Raw genomic sequence first — 23,865 nt, forward strand, 5'->3', positions numbered from 1 at the left:
TGGCACGGAAACGACCGACGATCAACGATGTCGCGGCGGCCTCGGGTGTCTCGCGCGGCACGGTCTCGCGCGTCCTCAACGAGAAGGGGAACGTCTCGCTGGCGGCCGAGACGGCGGTGCGCAGGGCCGTGGCCGAGACCGGCTACGTCGTCAACCGCGCCGCCCGCAGCCTCAAGACCAACCGCACCGGCTCGATCGTCATGGTCCTGTCCGAACCGCAGGAGCGGCTGTTCGAGGACCCGAACTTCAGCGTGCTCATGCGCGTGGCCACGAACCAACTGGCCGAGCGCGACATGTCGCTGGTGCTCATGGTCGCCGGCGACGACGGCGGCCGCGACCGCGTGGCCCGCTACCTGCGCGGCGGCCACGCCGACGGCGCCCTGCTCATCTCGACTCACTCCGGCGACCCGCTCCTGGAGGCCATCGAGCGCTCGGACGTGCCCGCCGTCGCCTGCGGCGCCGTGCTGGGCCGCGAATCGGTCATCCCCTACGCCGCGGCCGACGACCGCGGCGGCGCCCGCGCCATGACCGAATACCTGGTGGCGCGGGGGCGCCGCAGGATCGGCATGATCACCGGCCCGCTCGACACGCCCGGCGGCTCGCTCCGCCTCGAAGGCTTCACCAGCGTCCTGGGCCGCAGGGCCACCAAGCAGATGGTCGTCCACAGCGATTACAGCCAAGCCGGCGGCGAGGCGGCCATGCGGCGGCTGCTGGAGACCGTCCCCGACCTCGACGCGGTCTTCGTCGCCTCGGACCTCATGGCCGCCGGAGCGCTCCAGGTCCTCCACACCGCGGGCCGCCGGGTGCCCGACGACGTGGCCGTGGGCGGCTTCGACGACTCGGCCGTCGCCACCGCCACCAGGCCGATGCTGACGACGGTGCGCCAGCCGCTGGCGACGGTCGCCGAGGAGACGGTCCGGCTCCTCACCGCCCTGCTCGACGACGAGCCGGTCGAGCCCGTCGTCCTGCCGACCGAACTGATCATCCGCGAGTCCGCCTGAGCCCGCCAATAATTGCGTGATAAGCAAATTTGCGTAACACGCAATATTGGGCTAGGCTCGGCGCATGTCCACTCGCAACGACCCCGCCCCGAGCCACCGGGAGCGCAAGAAGAACGCCACCCGCGAGCGCCTCGGCGAGGCCGCCCTGCGCCTGGCGGTGGAGCACGGACTCGAGCACGTCCGCGTCGAGCAGATCGCCGCCGCGGCCGAGGTCTCGCCGAGGACCTTCAACAACTACTTCTCGTCCAAGGAGCAGGCCATCGTCAGCCTGCTCGCGGGCCGGGCGCGGCGGTTCGCCGCCGCCGTGGCCGCCGCCGACGGGACCGCCCCGCTGTGGGAGGCGATCGCCGAGGCCGCCGCTGCGCTCGCCCCCGCCGACGACGAGGCCGAGCGGTGGCGGCCCCAGGTGCGGCTCATCCTGGACACCCCCGCCCTCGAGGCCGAGTACTTCCGCGTCACCGCCGCCGTCGAACGCGAACTGGCCCAGGAGATCACCGACCGCACCGGTGAGACGGGCCTGTACCCGCGCCTCGCCGCCTGCGCGGCCGTCGGCGCCATCCGCGCCGCCCTGCTGCACTGGATCGACGAGCCCGACAGCCCTCCCTACACCGCGCTGCTCCGGCAGGCCATCACCCGGGTCGGCGCCGGACTGCCGGCCCCCACCGAATAGGAGACCCCCATGCCGCAACCGACCATGCGCACCGCACCCATGCGCGCCGTCAGGTACGACCGCTACGGACCCCCGGAAGTGCTGAACGTCCGCGAAGTGCCCCGGCCCGAACCGAAACGCGGCCAGATCCTGGTCCGGGTCCACGCCGCCGCCGTCAACGCGGTCGACGCCGCGATCAGGGCCGGCTCCCTGCGCCTGGCCACCGGCTTCCGCTTCCCCAAGGCGACCGGCGCCGACTTCGCCGGCACGGTGGCCCAGGTCGGCCCCGGCGGCGACGAGTCCCTCGTCGGCCGGGCGGTCTGGGGCGCGGTCAACCCGCTGTCCGGCCGCACTGCCGCCGAGTACATCGCCGTCGAGGACGGCCAGTGGTCCCCGGCCCCTGCGGGCCTCGACCTCGAAGGCGCCGCCGCGCTGCCGACGGTCGGGATCTCGGCGCTCCTGGCGCTCGACGCCGTCGGCGCCGGACGCGGCCGACGTCTGCTGGTCGTCGGCGCCAGCGGCGGCGTCGGCAACGCCGCCGTGCAGCTCGCCGCCGCCGCGGGCGCGAGCGTCGCGACGGTCTCGAGCAAGGCCAACCTCGACTTCTGCCGCACCTGGGGCGCCGAGGACGCCTACGCCTACGACGAGCGGGCCGACCTCGACCGCGTCCTGCGCGAGGAGCGCTTCGACGCGATCCTCGACGTCCACGGCACCGCCATCGGCGCCTACCGCAGGCGGCTGCGCCCCGGCGGGCGCATGGTGACCCTGGCGGCCAGGGCGATGCCCGCCGCCCTGGCCTCGGCCGTCCTGCCCGGCCCGCGGGTCCGGCTCGTCCAGATGCGGCCCACCGGGGCCCGCCTGAAGCGCCTCACCGGGCACGTCGAGCGCGGCGAGCTGCGGCCGGTCGTCGACCGGGTCTACCGCATGGACGAGATCGCCGAGGCCCACCGCTCGGCGGGCACCGGCCACAGCAGAGGCAAACGGGTCGTCCTCGTCGCCGAGGAGGGCGACTGAGCCGGACGGACCGCTCGGCGATCCGCCCGAACTCGCTTGCGCGGCCCCGCTCCGGAGGCGAAGCTGTGGTCATGCGAACGGTGATGCGACTGGACGACGGGACCGTCTCCCTGACCCCGCTGGGGCCGGACGACCTCGAGGCCCACCTCGCCGGCGAGGACGAGGAGCTGGTCCGCTGGCTCTCGGGCGGACCGGCCGACCGCGACGGGCTCCTCGACTACCTGCGCGCCTGCGAGCGGATGTGGATCGAGGGCGGGCCGATGCACAATTTCGGCGTCCGCTGCGGCCCCGAGGCGGTCCTGGCCGGGACCATGGACGTCCAGTTCGACCAGCCGTACCTGCCGCCCGGGGAGGTCAACCTCTCCTACGGGCTCTACCCCGCCTGGCGCGGCCGCGGCGTCGCCACGCGCGCGGTCGTCCTCGCCTGCGACTACGCCACCGCGCTCGGCGCCGAGGCCGCCGTCATCCGCTGCGAGGCGGCCAACCGACGCTCCGCCGCCGTGGCCGAGCGCGCCGGCTTCGAGCCGCTCGAGCCGCGCCTGGCCGAGGACGGCGACCTCCTCGACTGGTACCGCCGAGCCTTGATTCACCAAGACAGAACACCTAGCGCATGGACGTGACCATGCGCCCGTAGTCGCCGAAGGCCCGCTCCACCGCCTCCGCGTCCAGCCCGTACCGGGCGAGCGTGTACTCGTGGTTCCGCCGCATCCCCGGCCGCGCGAGCACCGACTCGAGGTTGCCCTCCTCTTTGAACGTCCACTCCAGACCGAGCTGTTCGAAGATCTTCGGGAGCTGGCCGTAGGGGTCGGCCGTCAGCTGGTGGTAGGAGACGTCGACCATCCGCTCCGGCGGGATCCGCAGCCGCTGCTCGCGACCCTGGTCGACCATCCACGGGAGGGCGTCGATCCAGTCCGCGCCGATGTCGAAGGGGTCGTAGACGCGGTTGCACATCGCCGTCCCGGTCTCCACCAGCGAGCACCACGAGCCCATGACGGTCTGCGGGTCGCGGTGCGTCCACATGATCGTCGCGTCCGGGAAGACCTTCATCAGGGCGTCCAGGTTGTACATGTGGAACGGCGACTTCAGCACCCAGCGCCGGGGCCGGTCGCCGTACTGGAGCACCTGGAGGAACTCCTTGAGGTAGGCGTAGTCCGGCGCGAAGTCGCGCTCGGCGAGCCACTCGCGGTAGCCGGTCAGGCGGAAGCGGGTCAGCCAGTGCAGGCCGTGGGGGAGGGCCAGCACGCACTCCTCCGGCGTGTCGGCGCTGTTGGGGTGGATCGTCTGCCACACCGGCGCGATGTACTTCACCGCGGAGGAGACCTGCTGGGCCTGCCTGCGGCGCCTGTCGCGCAGCCGGGGGTCGGCGTCGGCCCGGTCGGTGGCGCGGAACTCCCACATCAGCGGCGCCCGGTTCCCCTCCGGCGCGGCGATGACCTTGTGCGCCAGCGTGGTCGCGGTCCGCGGCAGGCCCACCACCACGATCGGCCGGTCGATCGGCTCCTCGGCGATCCGGGGCGCCTCGGCGAGGCGGGCGCGGATCCGCAGCCGGTTCTCGAGGCGCATCTGGATCTCCGCGGTCGTGGCCGCCCATCCCAGATACGAGAGGGTGGGGATCTCGGCGAAGCGGCGCAGCAGGCCGCGGAAGTCCTCGGCGAACGCGTCGCCGCGTTCCGCGTCGGCTCCGGCGGCCCGCTCGGCCCTGGCGAGCAGCCGGTCGAAGGTCCGGTCGGGCTCGCGTACGGCCCGCGCGAGCGCGGGCGACATCATGGCGTTGACGGGCCGGACCCAACGGGCGATACGGCGCATGGCGCGTCCTCTCCTGGGGCGTTGGAGTAAACGCGCCCAGTCTCGCACACGGCGCGAACCGGCCGTGCCGCCTCGTCCGCCCCTCGGGCCGGCTTCGCGGGTTCGATCCGTCGCACGGCCGTGAAACCATGGGCGCCATGGAATACGAAGCGATCAAACAAGACCTGCGGCAGGCCTACGATGCGAAGGCCGAAGTGCGCGAGCGCAAGGAGGACGCGCCGTGGAAGCGGGACGAGCGGGCCCGCTTCGCCGCCCACCTGCGCGAGGCCGGGTCGTCGGTCCTGCTGGAGATCGGGGCCGGCCACGGCGTGAGCGGCCGGTACTTCGCCGACGAGGGCTTCGCGGTCACCTGCGTCGACCTCTCGCCGGAGATGATCGGCTACTGCCGCGCCAAGGGGCTCACCGCCGAGGTCATGGACTTCAACGCCCTCGACTTCGCGGACGGCTCCTTCGACGCCGTGTTCGGCATGAACACCCTCCTGCACGTCCCGCGCGCCGAACTCGAGGCCATACTGCGCGAAGTGAAGCGGGTCCTCGCGCCCGGCAGCCTGTTCTACTGGGGACAGTACGGCGGCCGGGACTCCGAGGGCGTCTGGTCCGGCGACCACTACGAACCGAAGCGGTTCTTCTCGTTCATGACCGTCGAGCGGATCACCGACCTCGCCGCCGAGCACTTCGAGCTGCTCGACCTCGTCGTCCTCGAAGCGGACTACACCGGTTTCGAGTACCACGGCCTCGTCCTGCGGCGGAACCGGACCGATCCTGCCGGAACGGAGGAGGAGGCGGGGCTCGCCCGGCGTTAGACTTTCCGGCAACCGGGCGGCAGCGCCCCCGTCGCCGCCCTGGCACCCGCTCGCCTGAAATCGAGGAAGAGTGATGTCGGCAGTGCAACGCCAGATAGCCGAGTTGATCGCGACCGGCAACGACGGCCGCATGTACGCGACCGAGCCCGAGAAGCTCCGGCGGCTCGTCGAGTTCGAACTGGCGCGGGAGGCCGGGCTGGCCCAGCCCGAGCTGCGCCAGGTCGGCGTCGGCCTGATCGCGCTCGGCGACCATCGGAACGCCCAGAAGGTCCTGGGACGAGCCCTGTCCGGGGCCGCGACGCCCCGCCAGACCGTGGCGACGCTGATCAACCTCGGCGACGCCCACCGCTACGGCGGCGACCTGGCCGGCGCCGAGCCCAACTACACGCGCGCCATCGAGACCGCCAAGTCCTCGTGCCCCGAAGTGCTCCACTTCGCCATGCAGCACTACGGCAAGCACCTCATCGACGCCCGCAAGCCCAAGCTCGCGGCCGAGGTGCTCCAAGAGGTCCTGAAGACCCGCAGGAAGATCGGCGACCAGGCCCTGATCGCCTCGACCCGGGAGGCGCTGAACCTCGCCAGAGCGGCGGTGGGCCGGCGGACCGTCTGAAGACGCACCGGCGGGCGCCCTCCGGACCGCCGGTACCCTCGGAGACCCGACGACCGAGGGAGAGCGATGGCGGACGAGAGCGCGGCGGTGGGCCTGGCCAGGCTGGCGGGCATGCTGCGGGCCGAGGCGACGAACGGCCTGTTCTGGGGCGGCGACGAGGACGAGCTGGCGCGGCTGCGCCAGCTGCGCCGCAGCGCGGCGGCCCTGATGGCCGAGGTCGACCACCGGCCGAAGGAGGTCATCGAGGCGTTCTTCGACGCCGACGTGCATCTGCGCAGCCCCATGCCGGGCACGGAGTTCCGGATCCGCTGCGCCGACGGCGAACTGCTGGTCCAGCGCCGCCGCCTGACCCGCGAGGGCGAGTCCCTCGGCACCCGCCTGGCCGAGCTCGCCGCGGCCCTGGAGACCGAGGCGCCCGCCGAGGCCTCCGGCATCGCCGACACCGACCTGGCCGGGCTGCCGTGCCCGCACACCTTCCTCCTCGTCTACGAGGCGGCCACGCCGCTCACCGCAGCCGAGGCCGGCCGCCGCCTCGCGCCGGGCGACGCCGACCTGGACGGCCCTGTGGAGGCCCTCGCGCCCGCCGCGAGCGCCGTCGTGCGCGAGCGGCCCCCGCTGCCGGTCTCGCCCGCCGTGAACGAGATCCTGAACGAGGTCGCCCGCACCGGCAAGGAGGGCATCGCCGCCGCGAAGACCGTCTACGAGCTCGAACGCCACGAACGCGTCGTGGCCCTGTGCGGCGACACCGTCCGGACCGATCTCGCCTACGCCCGCATCGACTGCGGCGACCTCGCCTCCGAGTGCCTCTCGACCGGTACGGACGCCGCGGTCTTCGACGACCGGGACCGCCTGCTGCTGATCCGCCGCACCGACACCGGCCAGTGGGCCATGCCGGGCGGCGGTTCCGAGGTCGGCGAGACCGTCGCAACGGCGGCCGTGCGCGAGGCCTTCGAGGAGACCGGCCTGGACGTCACCGTCACCGGACTGATCTCGGCCGTCGACAAGCGCGACGTCCGCGTCGCCGACTCACGGTTCCCCTTGATCGTGGCCTTCACGGCCCGGATGAACGACCCCGAGCAGCCCCTCCGCCTCGCCGAGCTGGAGGCCTCCGAGGCCCGCTGGATCACCCGCGACGAGGTCGGGGGCATCGACTTCTTCAAAGGCCACGAGCACCGCGTCCCGGCCGCCTTCGCCGCGCACCACCGCTGAGGGGCGGCGCTACTCGGCGGCCGCGACCGGTTGGCGCAGGACCGTCCGCAGCTTCGCGGCCTCGGTCTTGCGCGGGTCGCTCAGATAGACCTCGTGGTGGTGGCCGTTGAACCCGAGGCGGTTGTCCGGCATGTAGCGCTCGTGGAGCTCGGCCAGGAGCGGGCCCTCGTCATCGTAGGAGCCCACGTGCAGCGCCTGCGCGCACCGGCCCTCGCGGAGGATCTCGAACCGCACCCGCTCGACGGCGGGCAGCCGCTTCTTCGCCAGCGCGGCGGCCTTCGCCTCCTCGATCGCCTCGGCGCCCACCCACTCGGGCTGGCAGATCATCATCGTCCACTGCCACGACTGCTTGGCGCGGGCGGTGAAGTCCTCGGGCGTGTCCGACCACCAGAGCCCCTCGAGCGGCCCCACGACGAAATCCCCGCCCTCGCCGCGCTTGGAGGCGAACTTGATCGTGTACGCGACGCCGTAGAGCGCCTCGACGGCGTGCCTGTAGGCCTCGGCGGTGTTCGGGTCGCCCCGTCCGTCGACCGCGATGAACCGCTGTTCCGGCACGTCCACCAGGTTCCAGTCGGTGTTCTTCGGGGCGTAGAGCGTCTTGAGATCGCGTTTGAGGTCGTAGGCGGCCATGCCGTCTCCCATGTCCGTCGGAAATGAACCGGGCCACCGTACCCGCACGCTGCGACATCCCGGAGGCCCGCGTGCACTTGACAGACTGACAGAATAAATTTATAATGTCAGTATGTCGAGCAGATCAGCGGACACCAGGGACGCCATCGTGGCCGCCGCCATACCGGTCTTCGGCCGCTACGGCTACAGGAAGACCACCATGGACCTCATCGCCCAGGCCGCCGGCGTCTCACGGCCGGCGGTCTACCAGTACTTCGACGGCAAGACCGCGGTCTACCGCGCCGTCGCCGCCAGCGTCGGCGCCCAGCTCGCCCGATCGGCCGAGGCCGCCGCCGCGACCGGGGCGAGCACCGCCGAGCGGCTCCGAGGCGCGCTCGCGGTCAAGCTCGACTTCGCCGCGAGCGCCGTCGAGGCCGACCACCGCAACGAACTGGCCCTGGAGGCCGGCTCGATCGCCGCCGACGTCATGGCCGAGAGCGAGGCCCGCTACGCCGCCGTCGTCGAGGCGGTGCTCGCCTCGGCCGACGACCTCGACCTCCTCGACGACGCGCTCCCGGCCGCCGACGCGGCCGAGCTGCTCATCGACGCCATGACCGGCATCGCCCGGTCCCAGGCCACGCGCGAGCAGATGCACGAGCGACTGCGCCAGCTGGTCGCCCTCGCCGTCCGCGGCCTCTCCACGGGCCGCTGACCCCAACCACTACGCAACGGAGACGACATGTTCCAAGCAATCGCCCTCGGCCTCCTCGCGGGCCTGTTCCTCGCCAACGGCGTCCCGCACTTCTTCCGGGGCATCGTCAACGAGCGCTATCCGATGGTCTTCGGCTCGGGGCCGGTCCCCAACCTCATCGCCGGCTGGGGCTCCTTCGTCATCGGAGTGCTGCTCCTGGCCGCCGCCGACCTCGGTGCCGAACCGGTCGCGGGCGGGGCGGCCCTCGCACTCGGGGTGCTCCTGATGGGCCTGTTCCACGCCGCCGGCCTCGCCTTCGGCGTCGCCTCCGAGCGGTCATGAGGCCGTCTCGGTTGCCCTCGCCCGGCGCGGAGGCGATACTTGAGGAGTGCAGACTCCTCAGGTGATCGCCTCCGACCTGGACGGCACGCTCCTCACCCCCGACGGCCGACTCTCCGAACGAACCCGCAAAGCCCTGGTGGCCGCGCGCGAATACGGCCTCGCCGTCGTCGCGGTCACCGCCCGCACCCCCTACGGCGTCGAGCTGCTCCCCGAGCTCCTCCCGCTGCTCGACACCGCCATCTGCGCCAACGGCGCCGTCTTCTACGACCCGGTCGAAGCGAGCACGCTCATCCGGCACTCCATCGAGCCCGACACGGCCCACCAGGTGTGCGCCGCGCTCGCCGAGGCGCTGCCCGGCGCGTCCCTGGCGGTCGAGACCGGCGTGGGCATCGTCGGCAACCGGAGGCACTACGACCGCATCGTCTCCGACATGTCCCACTGGGAGTTCGTCGACTCCGACGAGGAGATGCTCGCCCGCGCGGGCACCGTCGTCAAGATCAAGGTCTACGACCCGGGCCTGCACTCCGAGGAGATGCTCCTGGCCGTCGACGGAGCCGAGCTCGCCGGGCTCGACATGTGCCACTGGGGCGACTTCGGGATGCTCGACTTCAACCCTCCCGGCGTCAACAAGGCCACCGGCCTCGCCGCCTGGTGCGCCGAACGCGAGCTCGGGCCCCGGGACGTGGTCGCCTTCGGCGACATGCCCAACGACGTCCCCATGCTCGCCTGGGCCGGCCGCTCCTACGCCGTCGAGGGCGCCCACCCCGAGGCGCTGGCCGCCGCCACCGACGTCACCGCCTCCAACCTCGACGACGGCGTCGCCCGCGTCATCGAGTCCATCATCGACGGCGCCCGGGCCGCCGCCTGAGCGAAAAGCGATTGCGGCGCCGCCGCCGATCTGCTGCACTACTCCCGACCGCACGAACAAGGGAGTCCGAAATGCGCCGAGCGTTCATGTCCGACCAGGAAGGAATCATCGTCAAAACGGAGGACATGACCGTACGTGCGCACACTCAACCTCGGCATCCTGGCCCATGTCGACGCCGGTAAGACCAGCCTGACCGAGCGGCTGCTCCACGAGGCCGGCGTCACCGACGAGATCGGCAGCGTCGACGACGGCAGCACGCTGACCGACTCGCTCGCGCTCGAACGCCGCCGCGGCATCACCATCAAGGCCGCCGTGGTCTCCTTCGCGCTCGGCGAGACCACCGTCAACCTCATCGACACGCCCGGCCACCCCGACTTCATCGCCGAGGTCGAACGGGCCCTCGGCGTGCTCGACGGCGCGGTCCTGGTGATCTCGGCCGTCGAGGGCGTGCAGGCCCAGACCCGCGTCCTGATGCGGGCGCTGCGGCGCCTGCGCATCCCGACGCTCCTGTTCGTCAACAAGATCGACCGCGAGGGCGCCCGGTACGGCGGCCTGCTGCGCGAGATCGCCGAGAAGCTCGACCCCTCGACGATCGCGATGGACACCGTGGTGCGGGTCCCCGGCCTCCGCGCCCGGACCCGCTCGCTGCCCCGCACCGACCAGGTGTTCGGGGCCGAGCTGGCCGACCTGCTCGCCGAGCATGACGACGCCTTCCTCGCCGACTACGTCCGCGACGAGCGCTCGGCCACGCCCGAGCGACTCCGCCGGTCCCTGGCCGCCCAGACCGGCCGGGCGCGCGTCTTCCCCGTCCACTTCGGCTCGGCCATCACCGGCGAGGGCGTCGAGGGCCTCACCGAAGGCATCCGCCACCTGCTCCCGGCCGCGGCGGCCGACGCGGACGGCCCGGTCTCGGGCACCGTCTTCAAGGTCGAACGCGGCCCGGCGGGGGAGAAGATCGCCTACGCCCGCCTGTTCTCCGGCACCATCCGCGTCCGCGACCGCCTGCCCTTCGGCGACGGCAAGGAGGGCAAGGCGACCGCCGTCAGCGTCTTCGACCAGGGCACCGACCGCCGCCGGCCGTCGGTCGAGGCGGGCCGGATCGCGAAGCTGTGGGGCCTGGACGCGCGGATCGGCGACCCGATCGGCCTCGAGCCGCCGACCCGGACCGAGCACTTCGCGCCGCCCACGCTGGAGACCGTCGTCGTCCCCTCCCGCCCCGGCGACAAGGGCGCCCTGCATCTGGCGCTCACCCAGCTCGCCGAGGCCGACCCGCTCATCGGCCTGCGCCACGACGAGCGACGCTCGGAGCTCTCGCTCTCCCTGTACGGCGAGGTCCAGAAAGAGGTCATCGGCGCGACGCTCGCCGAGGAGTTCGGGCTCGACGTGGACTTCCGCGCCTCGACCGTCATCTGCGTCGAGCGGCCGACCGGCTCGGGTGAGGCCGTCGAGCACATCGCCAAGGCGCCGAACCCGTTCCTGGCCACGGTCGGGCTGCGGATCGACCCGGCCCCGACCGGCTCGGGCATCGGCTTCCGCCTCGGCGTCGAGCTCGGATCGATGCCGTTCGCGTTCTTCAAGGCCGTCGAGGAGACCGTCCACGAGACCCTCGCCCAGGGCCTGCGCGGCTGGCAGGTCGCCGACTGCACCGTCACCATGACCCACTCCGGGTACTGGGCCAGGCAGAGCACCGCGCACGGCGGCTTCGACAAGAGCATGTCCAGCACCGCGGGCGACTTCCGCGGCCTGACGCCCCTGGTGCTGATGGACGCGCTGCGCACCGCCGGGACGGCCGTGCACGAGCCGATCCACCGCTTCCGCCTCGACCTCCCGGCCGAGGCCCTCGGCCCGGTCCTGGCCGCGCTCGCGAAGCTCCGGGCCGTGCCCGAGACGCCGCGGCTGAACGGCGGGGAGTGCACCTTGGAGGGCACCGTCCCGGCCGCGTCCGTCCACGAGCTCGGGCAGCGGCTGCCCTCGCTGACCGGCGGCGAAGGCGTCGCCGAGAGCGCGTTCGAACGCTACGAGCCGGTGAGCGGCCCGGTCCCGAGCCGCTCCAGGACCGACCACAATCCGCTCGACCGAGAGGAGTACCTCCTGGCCGTCGTCCGCCGCGTCGCCGGACGCTGAAAACAGCGTTGCCGTCCGCGCGGCGCCTCCCCGATACTCGAGGCGTGCAAGGGCTCAAGGTGATCGCCACCGACCTCGACGGCACCCTCCTCGACAGGGGCCGGCTGTCCGAACGGAACCGGAAGGCGCTGCGGGCGGCGCGCGAACGCGGCGCCCACGTCGTGGCGGTCACCGCGCGAGCACCGCGCGGCGTCCACCGCCACCCCGGACTCGCGGCCTCGCTCGACGCCGCGATCTGCTGCAACGGCGCCATCCACTACGACTTCCCGACCCGCGCCACCGACTTCCGCCACCCGATCCCGCTCTCGGTGGCCCGCGAGCTCCACCGCCGACTGCGCGAGGCGATCCCCGGGGCGCTCTTCGCGATCGAGACCGGCGAGGGCCAGATCGCCCAATCGCGACGGTTCAGCGAGAACGTGCTCCTGCACGACCCGTGGACCTTCGTCGAGCCCGCCGCCGAGCTGTTCGACGGGGTCGACGCCGTCGCCACCTTCGTCGTCCGCGCCCCCGGCGCCGACGGCCCGGCACTGGTGGCCGGGGCCCGGAGCATCGAGGCACCCGGCGTGCGGATGTGGCACTGGGGCAGCTACCCCGAGATCGAGTACAGCGCGCACGCCGCCACCAAGGGCGCCTCCCTCGCCGCGTGGTGCGCCGAGCGCGGCATCGGCCCCGAGTCGGTGGTCGCCTTCGGCGACATGCCCACCGACGCCTCGATGCTGGCCTGGGCGGGCCGCTCCTACGCCGTCGCCGACGCGCACCCCGAAGCGGCCTCGGCGGCCTCCCACCGCACCGGCGCGTGCGCCGAGGACGGTGTGGCCCAAGCGGTCGAATCGATCCTCGCCGAGTTCGACGCTCCGAAGAAGCCCGGCCGCTGAGCCGGGAGCCGCGTCCCCGAGCCGCCCGAATGTCGGATTCTCGCCGATCGCTTCCGCGCGGCGCCGCGGCGGTTAGGCTTCCGGTATGCACATCGTCATCGCCGGAGGACACGGACAGATCGCGCTGCGCCTGACCGAGGCCATGGCCGCCAGAGGCCACGCGGTCACCGGCCTGGTCCGCAATCCCGACCACACCGAGGACATCACGGCGATCGGCGGGCGGCCGATCGTGCTCGACCTCGAACAGGCCGACGTCGAGCACGTCTCGGGGCTCCTGGAGGACGTCGACGCCGTCGTCTTCGCCGCCGGGGCCGGACCGGGCAGCGGAGTGGACAGAAAGGACACCGTCGACCGGGCGGCATCGGTCCTCATGGCCGACGCGGCCGAGCAGGCCGGGGTCACCCGCTTTCTCCAGATCTCCACCATGGGCGCCGGAAGGGCCCCCGAGCCGGGGCGCGGCGAGGTCTGGGAGGCCTACATCGAGGCCAAGACCCGCGCCGAGGACGACCTCCGCTCGCGCGACCTCGACTGGGTCATCGTGCGCCCGGGCCGCCTGACCGACGACGAGCCGACCGGGACGGTGACGCTGGCCGAGGCGGTGGGCGGCGGCGAGATCGCCCGCGCCGACGTGGCCGCGGTGCTCGCCGCGCTCCTCGAGGCGCCCGAGCTGACCTGCCGCACCCTCGAACTGGTCGGCGGCGGGACGCCGATCGCCGACGCCATCGCGACCCTGGCGGCGCCCGAACAGGCCTGACCGCCGCGGCCCGGCTCACGGCGGAAATCGTTTGCGGCCCTGCGGCGGCGCGCCGATACTGGGCCGATGCGCTTCGACCCCGTCCCCCAGAACGTCCGCCGCTCCGTGCTCGGTTGGAGCGGCGAGGACGGCGAACGCTGGCTCGCGAGCGTCCCCGGCACCGTCGAGCGGCTGCTGCGGGCCTGGGCGCTGCACCGGACGGGGCCGCCGTTCGACGGCGGCACCCACTCCTATGCGCTGCCCGTCGAACGCGCCGACGGCACGCCCGCCGTGCTGAAGGTGATCTATCGGGACGTGGAGAACCAGGCCGAGCCGACCGCGCTGCGCGCCTACGGCGGCGACGGCGCGGTCATGCTCTATGAGTACGATCCCGGCACCGGGGCGATGCTGCTGGAGCGGGCCGAACCGGGCGCACCGCTGCTGGAGCACGAGTTCCCCGGCCTGAGCGAGCGCGCCGCCGCCCGCGAGCGCATGGCGATCGCCTGCGAGCGCTACCGCCGGCTCTGGCGCTCCCCGGTCGTACCGGGGGAGTACCCGGACTTCCCGAAGGCGAGCGACATGCTCGCGGCCTGGGAGGCCGGCTTCGCCGAACCGCGGGCGCCGCTGCTGGACCGGATCGGCCCCGCATGGGCCGAGCGCGCGCTCGCCTGGTGCTCGGAACTGCGCGGCCCGGTCGCCGAGGGCATCGCCAACCGCGACACCCACATGGGCAACATCGTCTCGAGCCGGCGCGAGCCGTGGCTGCTGATCGACCCCAAGCCGTACGTGGCCGAACGGGCCTTCGACGGCGGCTACTTCGTGTTCAAACAGGTGCTGCACGGCCCGCTCGCCGCCGCCGAGGCGCTCCGCGCGACGGCCGAGGCCCTGGGCGCCGAGCTCGAACGCGTCCGGGCCTGGGCGGCGCTGCGCGGCGTCGACGTCGCGGCGGACCTCGACGAGAAGGACGATCTCGCCGCCGCACTGGCCGCCGTCGAATCGATCTTGGAATGAACCGCGCCCGCTCCATAGTGCGCGGGCGACGACTTCACCTTCTTTTCTATTGAAAGTGCGAGTAATCGCGGCAATTGGATTCCAAAGTACCATGACGACGATCACAGTCGCCTTTTGATTCTCGATGCATCACCACTCTGATCTGCGTGAACGATGACTCCACATGAGCGGCCGACTCGCGACCTCCAAGTCACAGCAGATGCACTGCATATCATCATCCCCAGTAGACGAGTTTCGTTGGGAGCGCTTCCCCATGAAGGCGATCCGCGATGCTAGCCTGACCGCGGGCGCAGCCCCCGCCACAGAAGGAACCGTTCAACATGAATACAGTACGTCCACTGAGGATCGATTTGCATCGATTCGCCTGTCCAGTAGCCGACCCGTTCGACGCCTTCATCAAACTGCGCGCGAGCCGGGGAGAACAGGAGGTCTTCCTGCTCGAATCGCTCTCCGGGCCCGCCGTGGACAAGACCCGCGCCCTCATCGGCGTGACGCCCCTGCTCGACGTCGTCGTGCGCGACGGCGCCGTCGAACTCGACGGCGCCGAGCACTGGCTGGCCTGGGCCCGCGACCGCATGACCGGCTTCGACGCCGCCCGCCCCGACGGCCGCCGCTTCCGGCTCGAACGCCGCGAGGCCCTCTGGGACGCCCTGCGCCACCTCCGGGCCGGACTGGCCGTCGACGCCGTCGACGACCGCCGCTTCGGCTTCGGATTCGTGACCCTGCTCAGCTACGACGCGGTCACCTACATCGAAACCCTGCCCCGCCTCATCGAAGGCGACGACCGGATCCCCGACGCCGTGTTCCGCCTCTACGCCTCGGTGATCGAGATCGACCTGGTGCACCGCACCGCCGAGCTGACCGTCGCCACCTGCCGCGAATGGGACGGCCCCGACCCCGAGCGGACCCACCGCGCCATAGCCGCCGAGCTCTCCGTCGCCGACGACGCGCCGCCCGACCGCGCCCCCGGGCCGCCCCTCACCGCCGAACCGGAACTCACCACCACGCCGCGGGCCTACGCCCGGCGCGTCGAACGGGCACTCGACCACATCCGCGCCGGCGACATCTACCAAGTGCAGCTCGGCCACGAGGTCCGCACCGGCGGCAAGCGCTCCGACCTCGAGGTCTACCTGCGGATGAGGGCGGGCAACCCCTCCCCGTACATGGCCTTCATCCCCTTCGACGACATGACCCTCCTCAGTGCCAGCCCCGAGCTCCACGTCCGCATCGAGTCCTCGAAGCTCACCATGCGGCCCATCGCCGGCACCGTCCGCCGCGGCGCCGACGGCGACGAGGACGCCGAACGCGCCGCCTGGCTCCGCGGCGACGCCAAGGAGACGGCCGAGCACATCATGCTGGTCGACCTGTGCCGCAACGACCTCGGCCGCGTCGCCGAACCCGGCTCGGTCGAAGTCCTCGGCCTGATGAGCGTCGAGACCTACTCCCACGTGCTCCACCTCGTCTCGACCGTCACCGCCGAACTCGCCGACGGCTTCGACGCCTACGACGTCGTGCGGGCCACCTTCCCGGCCGGCACCATGACCGGCGCGCCGAAACTGCGGGCCATGGAGATCATCGAGGCCACCGAGACCAGCAGGCGCGGCATGTACGCCGGAGCCTTCGGCGTCATCGGCTTCGGCGGCTTCGCCAACCTGGCCCTGAGCATCCGCACCATCGTGGCCTCCGGCGGCACCTACACCGCCCGCGCCTCGGCGGGCGTGGTCGCCGACTCCTCGCCGCGCGGCGAATGGCACGAGACCCTCGCGAAGCTCGGCTCCTCGATCGACGCCCTCGTCGGCGACGACCGCGCCCGGCACTTCACCGCCGAAAGCGAGGGAATGTGAAAGCCCTCCTCATCGACGCGTTCGACAGCTTCTCCCACATCATCTACCAGTACCTGCGGGTCCTCGACATCGAGACCACCGTCATCCGCTCGGGGCAGCTCACCCCCGCCGAAGCCCTCGCCCACCGCTCCGACTTCGCGGTCCTCGGCCCCGGCCCCGGCACCCCCGAGGACTCCGGCCACGTCGAGATGGTCCGCGCCATGGCCGGGACCAAGCCCATCCTCGGCGTCTGCCTCGGACACCAGGCCATCGCCGTCGCCTACGGCGCACTGGTCCGGCCCGCCCGCCACCTCATGCACGGCAAGACCAGCGTCATCGCGCACGACGGACGCGGCGTGTTCACCGGGGCCGCACCGGACTTCAACGCCACCCGCTACCACTCCCTGATCGTCGTCGAGGAGAGCCTGCCCGCCGAGCTCGCCGTCACCGCCCGATCCGCCGACGACGGCTACGTCATGGGCCTGCGACACACCCGCCACCTCGTCGAAGGCGTCCAGTTCCACCCAGAGAGCGTCCTCACCGACGCCGGACTCGGCCTCTTCGCCGGATTCGCCGCCTCGGTCCGCGACGCCGACCCGGAGGCGAGACGATGAAGGTCCTCACGATCAACGGCTCCGAACGCGCCCGCGGCTCGACCTGGACGGCGGCCCGGCAGGTCCTCCAACACGCCCGCGAACGCGGCTGCGAGACCGAGGGCGTCGACCTGGCCGACAAGCGCATCGTGCGATGCGAATGCGGACGCTGCAACTCCCGGCCCGAGCCGTGCCCCGTCGACGACGACGTGGCCGCGATCGTCGAGGCCATGATCGAGGCCGACGCGGTGGTGCTCGCCGCCCCCGTGCACGGCTTCGGACCGGCCTCGCTGATGCAGACGTTCATCGAACGCGCCGGCGTCGGCCACCTCCGCTTCGCCCGCCCGCTCACCAACAAGATCGGCGCCGCCGTCGTCGTCGGCAGACGCTACGGGCACCTCGAAGTCCACGCCCAACTGCTGCACAACCTCCTGCTCAACCGCTTCATCGTCGTCGGCTCCGGCTTCCCCGCCATCCTCCACTCCGGAGGCGAACGGGGCGTCCTCTCCGACGCCGAGGGCATGGACGCCCTGCGCCGCACCGTCGACAGGATCGTCGACATCGGCACCGCCCTGGCCGCCTCCGGCACCGCGCTGCCCGTGCCCGGCGAGATCGAGCGGCGACTCGGAAGGACCGGATGAGCCGGTGACCGCCTCCGTGAACACCGGCCGGGCCGCCGGCGGCGGACTGCGGCTGCTCATCGCCGGCAAATTCGCCTCCACCGTCGCCTACGCCACCTCGTGGGTCCTGCTGCCGCTCTACGTCTACGAGGCCAGCGGCTCGGCGATCGCCGCCGCCCTCGCCTCGGCCTCCAACGTGGTGCCGTTCCTGCTGTTCGGGCTGCTCGCCGGCTCCATGGTCGACCGCTCCTCGCCGACGCGCCTCATGGCCTGGATGGAGTGCGCCAACGCCGCGGTCCTGCTGTGCGTCCCGCTCCTCGTCGCCACCGTCGGAGCCGGACCGGTGGCCCTGTGCCTCATCGGCTTCGCCTCGGCCACCGCCTACGTCTGGTTCGACGTCGCCAGTGCCGCCGCCGTCCCGGCCCTGGCCGGCAAGGACGGCGTCTTCCGCGCCAACAGCCGCCTGTGGACGGTCACGACCGTGCTCACCGCCGTCGCCGCGCCGCTCGGGCTGTTCCTGCTCGACGCGCTCCGGCTCGGGCCGACCTTCGCCGTGCTCGCCGGCTGCTACCTCGTCTCGGCGCTCCTGATCGCCCTGGTGCGCCTGCCCGCCGACGCCGAAGACCGGCGGCCTCCCGGGCGCGGCGCGGTCTGGGCCGGCATCCGCTTCATCACCGCCCATCCGCTGCTGCGCGTCTACACCGCCGTCAACGTCGGCGTCGGCCTCAGCGCCGGCGCGGTGTACGGCATGCTCGTCGTCTTCGCCTCCGAAGCGCTCGACCTCGACACCGACGACTACCGGATGGCCTGGATCATCGCCGCCTCCGGCGTCGGCGCGCTGTGCGGGGCGCTCCTGGCGCCGCGGTTCAAGTCCGCGCCGCCGATCCCCGTCGCCCGCTGGATGATCGGCGTCGAGCTCGCCCTGCTGCTGGCCTACGCCGCCGCACCGGACTGGACCCTCGCCGCGGCGGCCCTGCTGTGCTGGAACACCGTCCACACCTGCTTCCTGGTGGTGGGCGTCTCGGTGCGCCAGACCGCCACACCGCAGTCCCTGCAGGGCAGGGTGAACGCCGTGGGCCGGATGATCGTGTGGGGCTCGGTGCCGGCCGGGACGCTGCTGTGCGGCTGGCTGACCGACGCCATCGGCCCCCGGCCCGCCCTCGCGGCGCTGGCCGTCTGCGCCCTCGCCAGTCTCGTCGCCGCCATGCGCGCCCCCCGCGGCCTGCGCGCCGAATCCACCACGACGGAGCCCCCGTCCATGAAGAAAGTGAGCCAATGAACGACCACGATCGCCCGATGCGGGCGCTGTTCGTCGCCTTCAGCCGTTCGAGCCTCGGGCACATCACGCGGATGCGCACGGCGGCGGAGCGGTTCGCCCAGGCCGGCCACGAGGTCGCCGTCGCCGCCCACGCCGAGGTCCGAGACCTGGTCGCCAAGGCCGGACTGCCCTGGATCGGGATCGACGAGATCGGCCCGGCCCCGGCCTGGCGTGGCATGGACGACGTCGCCCAGCTGCGCGCCTTCGCCCGCACCAGGCTCGCCAGCCCCGAATACGTCGCCGACTCGCTGCGGGACGAGCTGCGGGCCATCGACGACTTCGGACCCGACGTCGTGGTCAGCGACATGCGCAACACCGCCTCGGTGGCCGCCTCGATGCGCGACCTGCCGAGCTTCACCTGCCACAACCTGCGCCTGTTCCGCCACCCCATGCACGCCGTCCTGCCCGAGATCCTCGCGACCCTCCGGCAGCTCGGCGTCGGCAGCTTCCACGCCCGCAAGGCCCTCGGCGACGTGCTGCTCGTGCCCGACCTGCCGCTGCTCGACCCGCTGTCCGACATCCCCGCCGAGACCGCCGGACTCGTCTCCGGCCTGGTCTCCGAGATCCGCCACATCGGACCGCTCGCCCCCGAGCGGCTGCGCACCGGCCCGATCGCCGCCGACCGGCCCCCGCTGCTCCACCTCACCCTCGGCGGCAGCGGCGCCGGCGACAAGGACCTGCTGCGGGCGGTCGCCGCCGCCCGAGGGCTCGGCGTGCCGATGGCCGTCACCCTCGGCGTCGAGGGACCCCAGAGCGAGGTCCTCGCCGACGAGGTCCGGGCTGCGGCGGCCGGCGCCGATATCGACATCGCGGCGTTCCGCCACGACGCCGCCGAGCTCACCGCCCGGGCGGCGGCCGCGGTCGTCCACGGCGGCCACACCTCCATGATGGAGGCGCTGCTGAGCGCCACGCCCATGGTGTTCATGCCGCACTCCGAAGAGCAGCGCGGCAACGCCGCCCGCATCGCCTCCCTCGGCCTGGGCGCCGTCGTCGAACCGGACGACCCGGTCGAGACCGTGTCCGCCACAATGGCCTCGGTGATGTCGACGCCCGACGCCGACGCCCACGGCGCGTTCGCCGCTCTGCTGCGCTCGGCCGACGGGGCCGAGGCGATGCTCGCGCGCGTCGAGCAGGCCGTGCGCATGCACCGCATCAGAAGGGACCTCCATGCCAGGTGACGACGTCCGCCTCTCCGCGGCGATCATGACCCACCCCGCCCGGGCCGGGCACGCGCGCGAGCTGGCCGCGCGCCTGCCCGAGCTCGACCCCGTCTGCGTGGTCGACGAGACCGGGCCGGACCGCGGCAACCTCGCCAACGCGCTGCGCGCCTGGGCGGCGGTCGGCGACGACGCCACCCACCACCTGGTCCTCCAAGACGACGTCATCCTCTGCGACCGCTTCACCGAACTCGTCCACTCGGCGGTCCGCTCCCGGCCGGACGAGGCGGTGAGCCTGTTCTGCGAATGGGGCTCGCGCACGGCCACCCTCGTGCGGGCGGCGGCCTGGCAGGGCCTGTCGTGGGCCCGGGCGGTGGACATGTACACCCCGTCGCAGGCCCTGGTCATGCCGCGGGCGGTCGCGCTCGACTTCGTCGCGAGCGCGGCGGACCCCGACGGCCCCGACGACCTCGCCCTCGCCTCCCATCTGCGCCGCACCGGCGTCCCCTCCGTGGTGACGGTGCCGAACCTGCTGGAGCACGACGACCGCCCGAGCCTGACCGGCAACGGCTTCCAAGGGCTGCGCCGCTCCGCGTGCCCCCCGCCGCCCGGCATCGGACCGCTCGCGGCCTCGGAGGCGGCCGGGAGCGGCCTGGTGTGGCTGCCGTACGTCTCGTGGATGCGCGTGTACGCCGAATGGTGCTACTGCGGCACCATCGCCGAGCCCGCCTGGATCGGCGAGCCGGCCGACACGAAGCTCCCCAAGGGCTTCGCGAAGGCCGAGCTCGCCGACGCCTTCGCCGAGGCGCTCGACGCGGCCGACCCCGCGCTGCGGCGGGCGGTCAGCGAGGTGACGCTGTTCGAGTTCTGGACGGCCTACACCGCCCTCGGCCTCGCCGTGCCCGGCGCGGCGCGACCCGGGCCGCTGGCCGAGACCGCGTTCGGGACCGCCCTGCCGGGCGCCTTCCGCCGGTACCTGTCCGCGTCCGCGCTGGAGGCGCTGGCGCCCGCGGCCGGACGGTTCGCGATGGCCGCGTTCGCACTGGGGTCCGCGGCGGAGATCGACCGCCCGCACCCGGCGTGGTACACCGAGGAGACGTGAGGCGCCGCTCCCCTGAAAGGGTGAACTTCGCTGCGCGGCGACGGGCTTTCCCGGTGCGGCCGGACTAGGAGGACCGCCGGGCCGCCAGGAGCCCGCGGAGGCCGATGACCCCGATCGCCGCTCCGAGCGCGAAGGAGACCACCGCCAGGACCAGATGCACCCAGAAGTACCCGGTCGGGTCCCCGGCGGCGTCGAACGCGAGCCCGCTCGCGTCCTCGAACAGGTTCTTCACGAACGTGGTCCACACGATCAGCGACCAGACCCCGAAGAGGAGCAGGAACCAGGAGATCGGGCGACTGAGCTTCATGCCTCCCAGTATCCGCGCCGACGCGCCGCGCCGCGGCCGGGGCGAGCGCGCACGGTCACCGCTCACATATGGAATCCGGCGGCGCTCAGGCCGTTTTCGCGTCGATTCGACCGTGCCTCTATCCTGTGGACATGCGATCCGGTATCACGCTGTGCGCCGCTTGCGTGCATACGGTGGTCTGCGATGATGGAGACCGGAATGTCATCAATGCATGGATTGGCTGATTCGAAGATGAGCCGACCGACTGGACGTGAACTGCCCACGGGGTACCCCGACCCCTCCACCGCTGGCTGGATTCGCACCGATGACCTCGAGTTCGGGGGTCTCAGCATCAGGATGACGGTGGCCCCCGGCGAACGGCTCGTCGAACTCTGGGAGCTCGAGGACGGCCATCCCCGGCAGTGGCTCGGCCACGTGTTCCGATTGGACTCCGAACCCCCCGTCGTCCGACTCAACTACGTGTACGAGCGGCGCCTCAAGCCCGCCGAGCGCATCGCACTGGCCCGCCTCGGCGCCAAGTTCTGGAAGTCCTGAACCGGGGACCGCCCCCTCCCGAGCCCGGATGCGACCCGACGGTTCGCCTTAGTGCGCCCTGAATCCGGACCGCCCGCCCCGCCCGTCAAGCGCACGTCAATATCCGCTTCTCGCTCGTATCGAAGCCGTCAACCCCCTAGGCAAGCGCTCGCGCCGGGCGTTCACTCGAGTCGCCGGCCCGCACCGAGCCGGTGGCGCGCCCCGCGCCTCCTGCGATCGAGAAGAAGGAATCATGCCCGATCTCGCCTACCTGGCGCTGACGGCGGCCTGCTTCATCGCCCTCGGCCTCCTCGTCAAGGCGGTGGAGCGACGGTGAGCGCTGTGAACCTCATCGGCGCCGTCCTCGCCGTCGGCATCGGCGTCTACCTCGTCGTCGCGCTGCTCAGACCGGAGCGGTTCTGATGTCCGAGACCACCGCCGGCCTCACCTTCATCGCCGCGATGATCGCGGCCCTCGCCGCCACCTACCGGCCGCTCGGCGACCACCTCTACCGCGTGGCCGCCCGCGAGCACCACCGCGCGGTCGAACGCGGCGTCTACCGGCTCGTCGGCGTCGACGCCGACACCGAGCAGAACTGGGCCGGGTACGCCCGCAGCGTCCTCGCCTTCTCCGCGGTGAGCATCGTCGCCCTCTACGGCCTGCTGCGGCTCCAGCACCTGCTGCCGCTCGACAAGGGCATGCCCGGCCTCGAACCGGGCCTGGCCTGGAACACCGCCGTCAGCTTCACCACCAACACCAACTGGCAGGCCTACTCCGGCGAGTCCGCCCTGGGGCAGATCGCGCAGACCGCGGGCCTGGCGGTCCAGAACTTCGTCTCCGCCGCCGTCGGCATCGCCGTCGCGATGGTCCTCGTGCGCGGCTTCGCCCGCAAGGCCACCGACCGGCTCGGCAACTTCTGGGTCGACCTGACCCGCATCACCCTGTGGGTGCTGCTGCCGATCTGCCTCGTCGCCGCGATCGCGCTGCTCGCCGGCGGCGCCGTCCAGAACCTCACCGACACCGTCCAGGCCACCGGGCCGGCCGGCGACACCCAGGCGATCACCGGTGGCGCCGTCGCCAGCCAGGAGGCGATCAAGAACCTCGGCACCAACGGCGGCGGCTACTACAACGCCAATGCCGCCCATCCGTTCGAGAACCCGACGTCCTGGACGAACTTCCTGCTGGTCTACCTGATCCTCGCCATCCCGTTCTCGCTGCCGCGCGCCTTCGGCCGCATGGTCGGCGACAAGCGCCAGGGCCTGGCGATCGCCGCCGTCATGGGCGTCATCGCGTCGGTCTCGCTCGCCCTGGTCGTCGGCCTCGAGAGCCTCGGGAACGGCACCGTGCCGCAGGCCGTGGCCGCCGCCATGGAGGGCCGCGAGGTCCGCTTCGGCGTCCCCGATTCGGCCCTGTTCGCCTCGGCGACCACGCTGACCTCGACCGGTTCGGTGAACTCCTTCCACGACTCGTACACCTCGTTCGGCGGCGGCGTGCTCATCCTCAACATGATGCTCGGCGAGGTCGCACCCGGCGGGGTCGGCGCGGGCCTGTACGGGATGCTCGTGCTCGCCGTCGTCACCGTCTTCGTCGCCGGCCTCATGGTCGGGCGCACCCCCGAGTACCTGGGCAAGAAGATCGGCGCCCGCGAGGTCAAGCTCGCGAGCCTGTACTTCCTGGTCACCCCGGCGCTGCTGCTCGTCGGCGTCGCCGCCTCCATCGCCGTGCCGTCCAACCTCGAGTCCATGCAGGAGGCCGGGCCGCACGGCCTCTCGGAGATGCTCTACGCCTTCGCGTCGGCGTCGAACAACAACGGCTCGGCCTTCGCCGGCTTCGGCGCGGACACGCCGTGGTTCAACACCGCGCTGGGCCTGTGCATGGCGCTCGGCCGCTTCGTCCCGATCGTCCTGGTGCTCGCCCTGGGCGGAGCGCTCGCGAGGCAGCGGCGCGTCCCGGCCTCGGCCGGCACCCTCCCCACCCACCGACCGCTGTTCGTCGGCATGGTCGTCGGCGTGACGCTCATCCTCGTCGCGCTCACCTTCCTGCCCGTCCTGGCCCTCGGCCCGATCGCCGAAGGCCTCCAGTAGATG

Annotated in this window: 26 protein-coding genes; 23 read left to right on the forward strand and 3 right to left on the reverse strand. The window is 72.4% G+C overall.

What is annotated here, in order from left to right; translation table 11 throughout:
- The 4 genes from YWW_RS31510 to YWW_RS0118990 all read left to right on the forward strand — a co-directional run.
- On the forward strand, nt 1–1,001 hold a 1,001-nt coding region (locus YWW_RS31510; RefSeq protein ID WP_035704545.1), incomplete at its 5' end, for a LacI family DNA-binding transcriptional regulator.
- 64 nt (nt 1,002–1,065) lie between these two features.
- Complete coding sequence (locus YWW_RS0118980; protein ID WP_026931351.1) at nt 1,066–1,671, forward strand: TetR/AcrR family transcriptional regulator; 606 nt, start codon at nt 1,066–1,068, stop codon at nt 1,669–1,671.
- A gap of 9 nt (nt 1,672–1,680) precedes the next feature.
- Nucleotides 1,681–2,664, forward strand: coding sequence for an NAD(P)-dependent alcohol dehydrogenase (locus YWW_RS0118985; RefSeq protein ID WP_051326030.1), 984 nt, complete (start codon nt 1,681–1,683; stop codon nt 2,662–2,664).
- 71 nt (nt 2,665–2,735) lie between these two features.
- Nucleotides 2,736–3,284 (forward strand): GNAT family N-acetyltransferase, encoded by a 549-nt coding sequence (locus YWW_RS0118990; protein WP_026931353.1) that lies wholly within the window; start codon nt 2,736–2,738, stop codon nt 3,282–3,284.
- Here the strand turns inward: YWW_RS0118990 and YWW_RS0118995 are convergent.
- Nucleotides 3,268–4,470 (reverse strand): sulfotransferase family protein, encoded by a 1,203-nt coding sequence (locus YWW_RS0118995; RefSeq protein ID WP_026931354.1) that lies wholly within the window; start codon nt 4,468–4,470, stop codon nt 3,268–3,270. The genes YWW_RS0118990 and YWW_RS0118995 overlap by 17 nt on opposite strands.
- Nucleotides 4,471–4,607: 137 nt before the next feature.
- Between YWW_RS0118995 and YWW_RS31515 the strand changes: the two genes are divergently transcribed.
- The 3 genes from YWW_RS31515 (at nt 4,608) to YWW_RS31520 (ending at nt 7,092) form a co-directional block, all read left to right on the forward strand.
- Nucleotides 4,608–5,273 (forward strand): class I SAM-dependent methyltransferase, encoded by a 666-nt coding sequence (locus tag YWW_RS31515; RefSeq protein WP_081687598.1) that lies wholly within the window; start codon nt 4,608–4,610, stop codon nt 5,271–5,273.
- 73 nt (nt 5,274–5,346) lie between these two features.
- Nucleotides 5,347–5,883, forward strand: coding sequence for a tetratricopeptide repeat protein (locus YWW_RS0119005; RefSeq protein WP_026931355.1), 537 nt, complete (start codon nt 5,347–5,349; stop codon nt 5,881–5,883).
- Nucleotides 5,884–5,949: 66 nt separating this feature from the next.
- Nucleotides 5,950–7,092 carry an NUDIX hydrolase gene (locus YWW_RS31520; RefSeq protein WP_035700797.1) on the forward strand — a complete coding sequence of 381 codons (1,143 nt, stop codon included), beginning with the start codon at nt 5,950–5,952 and terminating at the stop codon, nt 7,090–7,092.
- Nucleotides 7,093–7,101: 9 nt separating this feature from the next.
- Here YWW_RS31520 and YWW_RS0119015 read toward each other — a convergent pair whose 3' ends face one another.
- Entirely contained in the window at nt 7,102–7,722 is a 621-nt protein-coding gene (locus tag YWW_RS0119015) for a GyrI-like domain-containing protein (protein ID WP_026931356.1), read from the reverse strand.
- 112 nt (nt 7,723–7,834) lie between these two features.
- On the opposite strand from YWW_RS0119015, the gene YWW_RS34305 reads away from it, so the two are divergent.
- From YWW_RS34305 to YWW_RS34310, 13 genes are all read left to right on the forward strand, one after another.
- Entirely contained in the window at nt 7,835–8,413 is a 579-nt protein-coding gene (locus tag YWW_RS34305) for a TetR/AcrR family transcriptional regulator (RefSeq protein ID WP_081687583.1), read from the forward strand.
- A 27-nt stretch (nt 8,414–8,440) separates the two neighbouring features.
- A complete protein-coding gene (locus YWW_RS31530; protein ID WP_035700794.1) occupies nt 8,441–8,734 on the forward strand; it encodes a hypothetical protein in 294 nt (97 codons plus the stop codon).
- A gap of 46 nt (nt 8,735–8,780) precedes the next feature.
- Nucleotides 8,781–9,602 (forward strand): HAD family hydrolase, encoded by an 822-nt coding sequence (locus YWW_RS0119030; RefSeq protein ID WP_026931357.1) that lies wholly within the window; start codon nt 8,781–8,783, stop codon nt 9,600–9,602.
- Nucleotides 9,603–9,737: 135 nt separating this feature from the next.
- Nucleotides 9,738–11,726, forward strand: a complete 1,989-nt coding sequence (locus YWW_RS0119035; RefSeq protein WP_026931358.1) for an elongation factor G — start codon at nt 9,738–9,740, stop codon at nt 11,724–11,726.
- 44 nt (nt 11,727–11,770) lie between these two features.
- On the forward strand, nt 11,771–12,601 hold the full coding sequence (locus YWW_RS0119040) for an HAD family hydrolase (protein ID WP_051326034.1): 831 nt from the start codon (nt 11,771–11,773) through the stop codon (nt 12,599–12,601).
- An 85-nt stretch (nt 12,602–12,686) separates the two neighbouring features.
- Nucleotides 12,687–13,355 (forward strand): SDR family oxidoreductase, encoded by a 669-nt coding sequence (locus tag YWW_RS0119045; protein ID WP_026931360.1) that lies wholly within the window; start codon nt 12,687–12,689, stop codon nt 13,353–13,355.
- Nucleotides 13,356–13,421: 66 nt separating this feature from the next.
- Nucleotides 13,422–14,345, forward strand: a complete 924-nt coding sequence (locus YWW_RS31535) for an aminoglycoside phosphotransferase family protein (protein ID WP_035704720.1) — start codon at nt 13,422–13,424, stop codon at nt 14,343–14,345.
- Between the two features lie 320 nt (nt 14,346–14,665).
- Nucleotides 14,666–16,189: an anthranilate synthase component I family protein gene (locus YWW_RS31540; protein ID WP_081687585.1), complete on the forward strand. Its 1,524-nt coding sequence runs from the start codon at nt 14,666–14,668 to the stop codon at nt 16,187–16,189.
- The gene (locus YWW_RS0119060; protein ID WP_026931361.1) at nt 16,186–16,782 is read left to right on the forward strand and encodes an anthranilate synthase component II; all 597 of its coding nucleotides are present in this window, start codon (nt 16,186–16,188) and stop codon (nt 16,780–16,782) included. Before YWW_RS31540 ends, YWW_RS0119060 begins: the two co-directional genes overlap by 4 nt.
- Entirely contained in the window at nt 16,779–17,402 is a 624-nt protein-coding gene (locus YWW_RS31545; protein ID WP_051326036.1) for a flavodoxin family protein, read from the forward strand. Before YWW_RS0119060 ends, YWW_RS31545 begins: the two co-directional genes overlap by 4 nt.
- 4 nt (nt 17,403–17,406) lie before the next feature.
- Nucleotides 17,407–18,660 (forward strand): MFS transporter, encoded by a 1,254-nt coding sequence (locus tag YWW_RS0119070; RefSeq protein ID WP_026931362.1) that lies wholly within the window; start codon nt 17,407–17,409, stop codon nt 18,658–18,660.
- On the forward strand, nt 18,657–19,877 hold the full coding sequence (locus YWW_RS0119075) for a glycosyltransferase (protein WP_026931363.1): 1,221 nt from the start codon (nt 18,657–18,659) through the stop codon (nt 19,875–19,877). The genes YWW_RS0119070 and YWW_RS0119075 overlap by 4 nt, the downstream gene beginning before the upstream one ends.
- Entirely contained in the window at nt 19,867–20,958 is a 1,092-nt protein-coding gene (locus YWW_RS34310) for a hypothetical protein (protein ID WP_051326037.1), read from the forward strand. The genes YWW_RS0119075 and YWW_RS34310 overlap by 11 nt, the downstream gene beginning before the upstream one ends.
- A gap of 64 nt (nt 20,959–21,022) precedes the next feature.
- Here YWW_RS34310 and YWW_RS0119085 read toward each other — a convergent pair whose 3' ends face one another.
- On the reverse strand, nt 21,023–21,265 hold the full coding sequence (locus tag YWW_RS0119085; RefSeq protein WP_026931364.1) for an SCO4848 family membrane protein: 243 nt from the start codon (nt 21,263–21,265) through the stop codon (nt 21,023–21,025).
- A 231-nt stretch (nt 21,266–21,496) separates the two neighbouring features.
- Here YWW_RS0119085 and YWW_RS0119090 point away from each other — a divergent pair, with 231 nt between their 5' ends.
- From YWW_RS0119090 to kdpA, 3 genes are all read left to right on the forward strand, one after another.
- Complete coding sequence (locus YWW_RS0119090; protein ID WP_155830268.1) at nt 21,497–21,799, forward strand: hypothetical protein; 303 nt, start codon at nt 21,497–21,499, stop codon at nt 21,797–21,799.
- Between the two features lie 312 nt (nt 21,800–22,111).
- Nucleotides 22,112–22,201 (forward strand): K(+)-transporting ATPase subunit F, encoded by a 90-nt coding sequence (gene kdpF / locus YWW_RS37465; protein ID WP_155830269.1) that lies wholly within the window; start codon nt 22,112–22,114, stop codon nt 22,199–22,201.
- On the forward strand, nt 22,201–23,862 hold the full coding sequence (gene kdpA, locus YWW_RS0119105; RefSeq protein ID WP_026931366.1) for a potassium-transporting ATPase subunit KdpA: 1,662 nt from the start codon (nt 22,201–22,203) through the stop codon (nt 23,860–23,862). Before kdpF ends, kdpA begins: the two co-directional genes overlap by 1 nt.
- The last annotated feature ends 3 nt before the right edge of the window (nt 23,863–23,865 follow it).

Origin of the sequence: Glycomyces tenuis DSM 44171, assembly GCF_000427885.1 — a bacterium.
Lineage (GTDB): Bacteria > Actinomycetota > Actinomycetes > Mycobacteriales > Micromonosporaceae > Glycomyces > Glycomyces tenuis.

Excerpts from the sequence above, each read along its gene's own strand:
- YWW_RS0118980 (WP_026931351.1), top strand. The coding sequence starts at position 1,066 with ATGTCCACTCGCAACGACCCCGCCCCGAGCCACCGGGAGCGCAAGAAG.
- YWW_RS0118985 (WP_051326030.1), top strand. The coding sequence starts at position 1,681 with ATGCCGCAACCGACCATGCGCACCGCACCCATGCGCGCCGTCAGGTAC.
- YWW_RS0118990 (WP_026931353.1), top strand. The coding sequence starts at position 2,736 with ATGCGAACGGTGATGCGACTGGACGACGGGACCGTCTCCCTGACCCCG.
- YWW_RS0118995 (WP_026931354.1), bottom strand. The coding sequence starts at position 4,470 with ATGCGCCGTATCGCCCGTTGGGTCCGGCCCGTCAACGCCATGATGTCG.
- YWW_RS31515 (WP_081687598.1), top strand. The coding sequence starts at position 4,608 with ATGGAATACGAAGCGATCAAACAAGACCTGCGGCAGGCCTACGATGCG.
- YWW_RS0119005 (WP_026931355.1), top strand. The coding sequence starts at position 5,347 with ATGTCGGCAGTGCAACGCCAGATAGCCGAGTTGATCGCGACCGGCAAC.
- YWW_RS31520 (WP_035700797.1), top strand. The coding sequence starts at position 5,950 with ATGGCGGACGAGAGCGCGGCGGTGGGCCTGGCCAGGCTGGCGGGCATG.
- YWW_RS0119015 (WP_026931356.1), bottom strand. The coding sequence starts at position 7,722 with ATGGCCGCCTACGACCTCAAACGCGATCTCAAGACGCTCTACGCCCCG.
- YWW_RS34305 (WP_081687583.1), top strand. The coding sequence starts at position 7,835 with ATGTCGAGCAGATCAGCGGACACCAGGGACGCCATCGTGGCCGCCGCC.
- YWW_RS31530 (WP_035700794.1), top strand. The coding sequence starts at position 8,441 with ATGTTCCAAGCAATCGCCCTCGGCCTCCTCGCGGGCCTGTTCCTCGCC.
- YWW_RS0119045 (WP_026931360.1), top strand. The coding sequence starts at position 12,687 with ATGCACATCGTCATCGCCGGAGGACACGGACAGATCGCGCTGCGCCTG.
- YWW_RS31535 (WP_035704720.1), top strand. The coding sequence starts at position 13,422 with ATGCGCTTCGACCCCGTCCCCCAGAACGTCCGCCGCTCCGTGCTCGGT.
- YWW_RS31540 (WP_081687585.1), top strand. The coding sequence starts at position 14,666 with ATGAATACAGTACGTCCACTGAGGATCGATTTGCATCGATTCGCCTGT.
- YWW_RS31545 (WP_051326036.1), top strand. The coding sequence starts at position 16,779 with ATGAAGGTCCTCACGATCAACGGCTCCGAACGCGCCCGCGGCTCGACC.
- YWW_RS0119075 (WP_026931363.1), top strand. The coding sequence starts at position 18,657 with ATGAACGACCACGATCGCCCGATGCGGGCGCTGTTCGTCGCCTTCAGC.
- YWW_RS34310 (WP_051326037.1), top strand. The coding sequence starts at position 19,867 with ATGCCAGGTGACGACGTCCGCCTCTCCGCGGCGATCATGACCCACCCC.
- YWW_RS0119085 (WP_026931364.1), bottom strand. The coding sequence starts at position 21,265 with ATGAAGCTCAGTCGCCCGATCTCCTGGTTCCTGCTCCTCTTCGGGGTC.
- YWW_RS0119090 (WP_155830268.1), top strand. The coding sequence starts at position 21,497 with ATGAGCCGACCGACTGGACGTGAACTGCCCACGGGGTACCCCGACCCC.
- kdpA (WP_026931366.1), top strand. The coding sequence starts at position 22,201 with ATGTCCGAGACCACCGCCGGCCTCACCTTCATCGCCGCGATGATCGCG.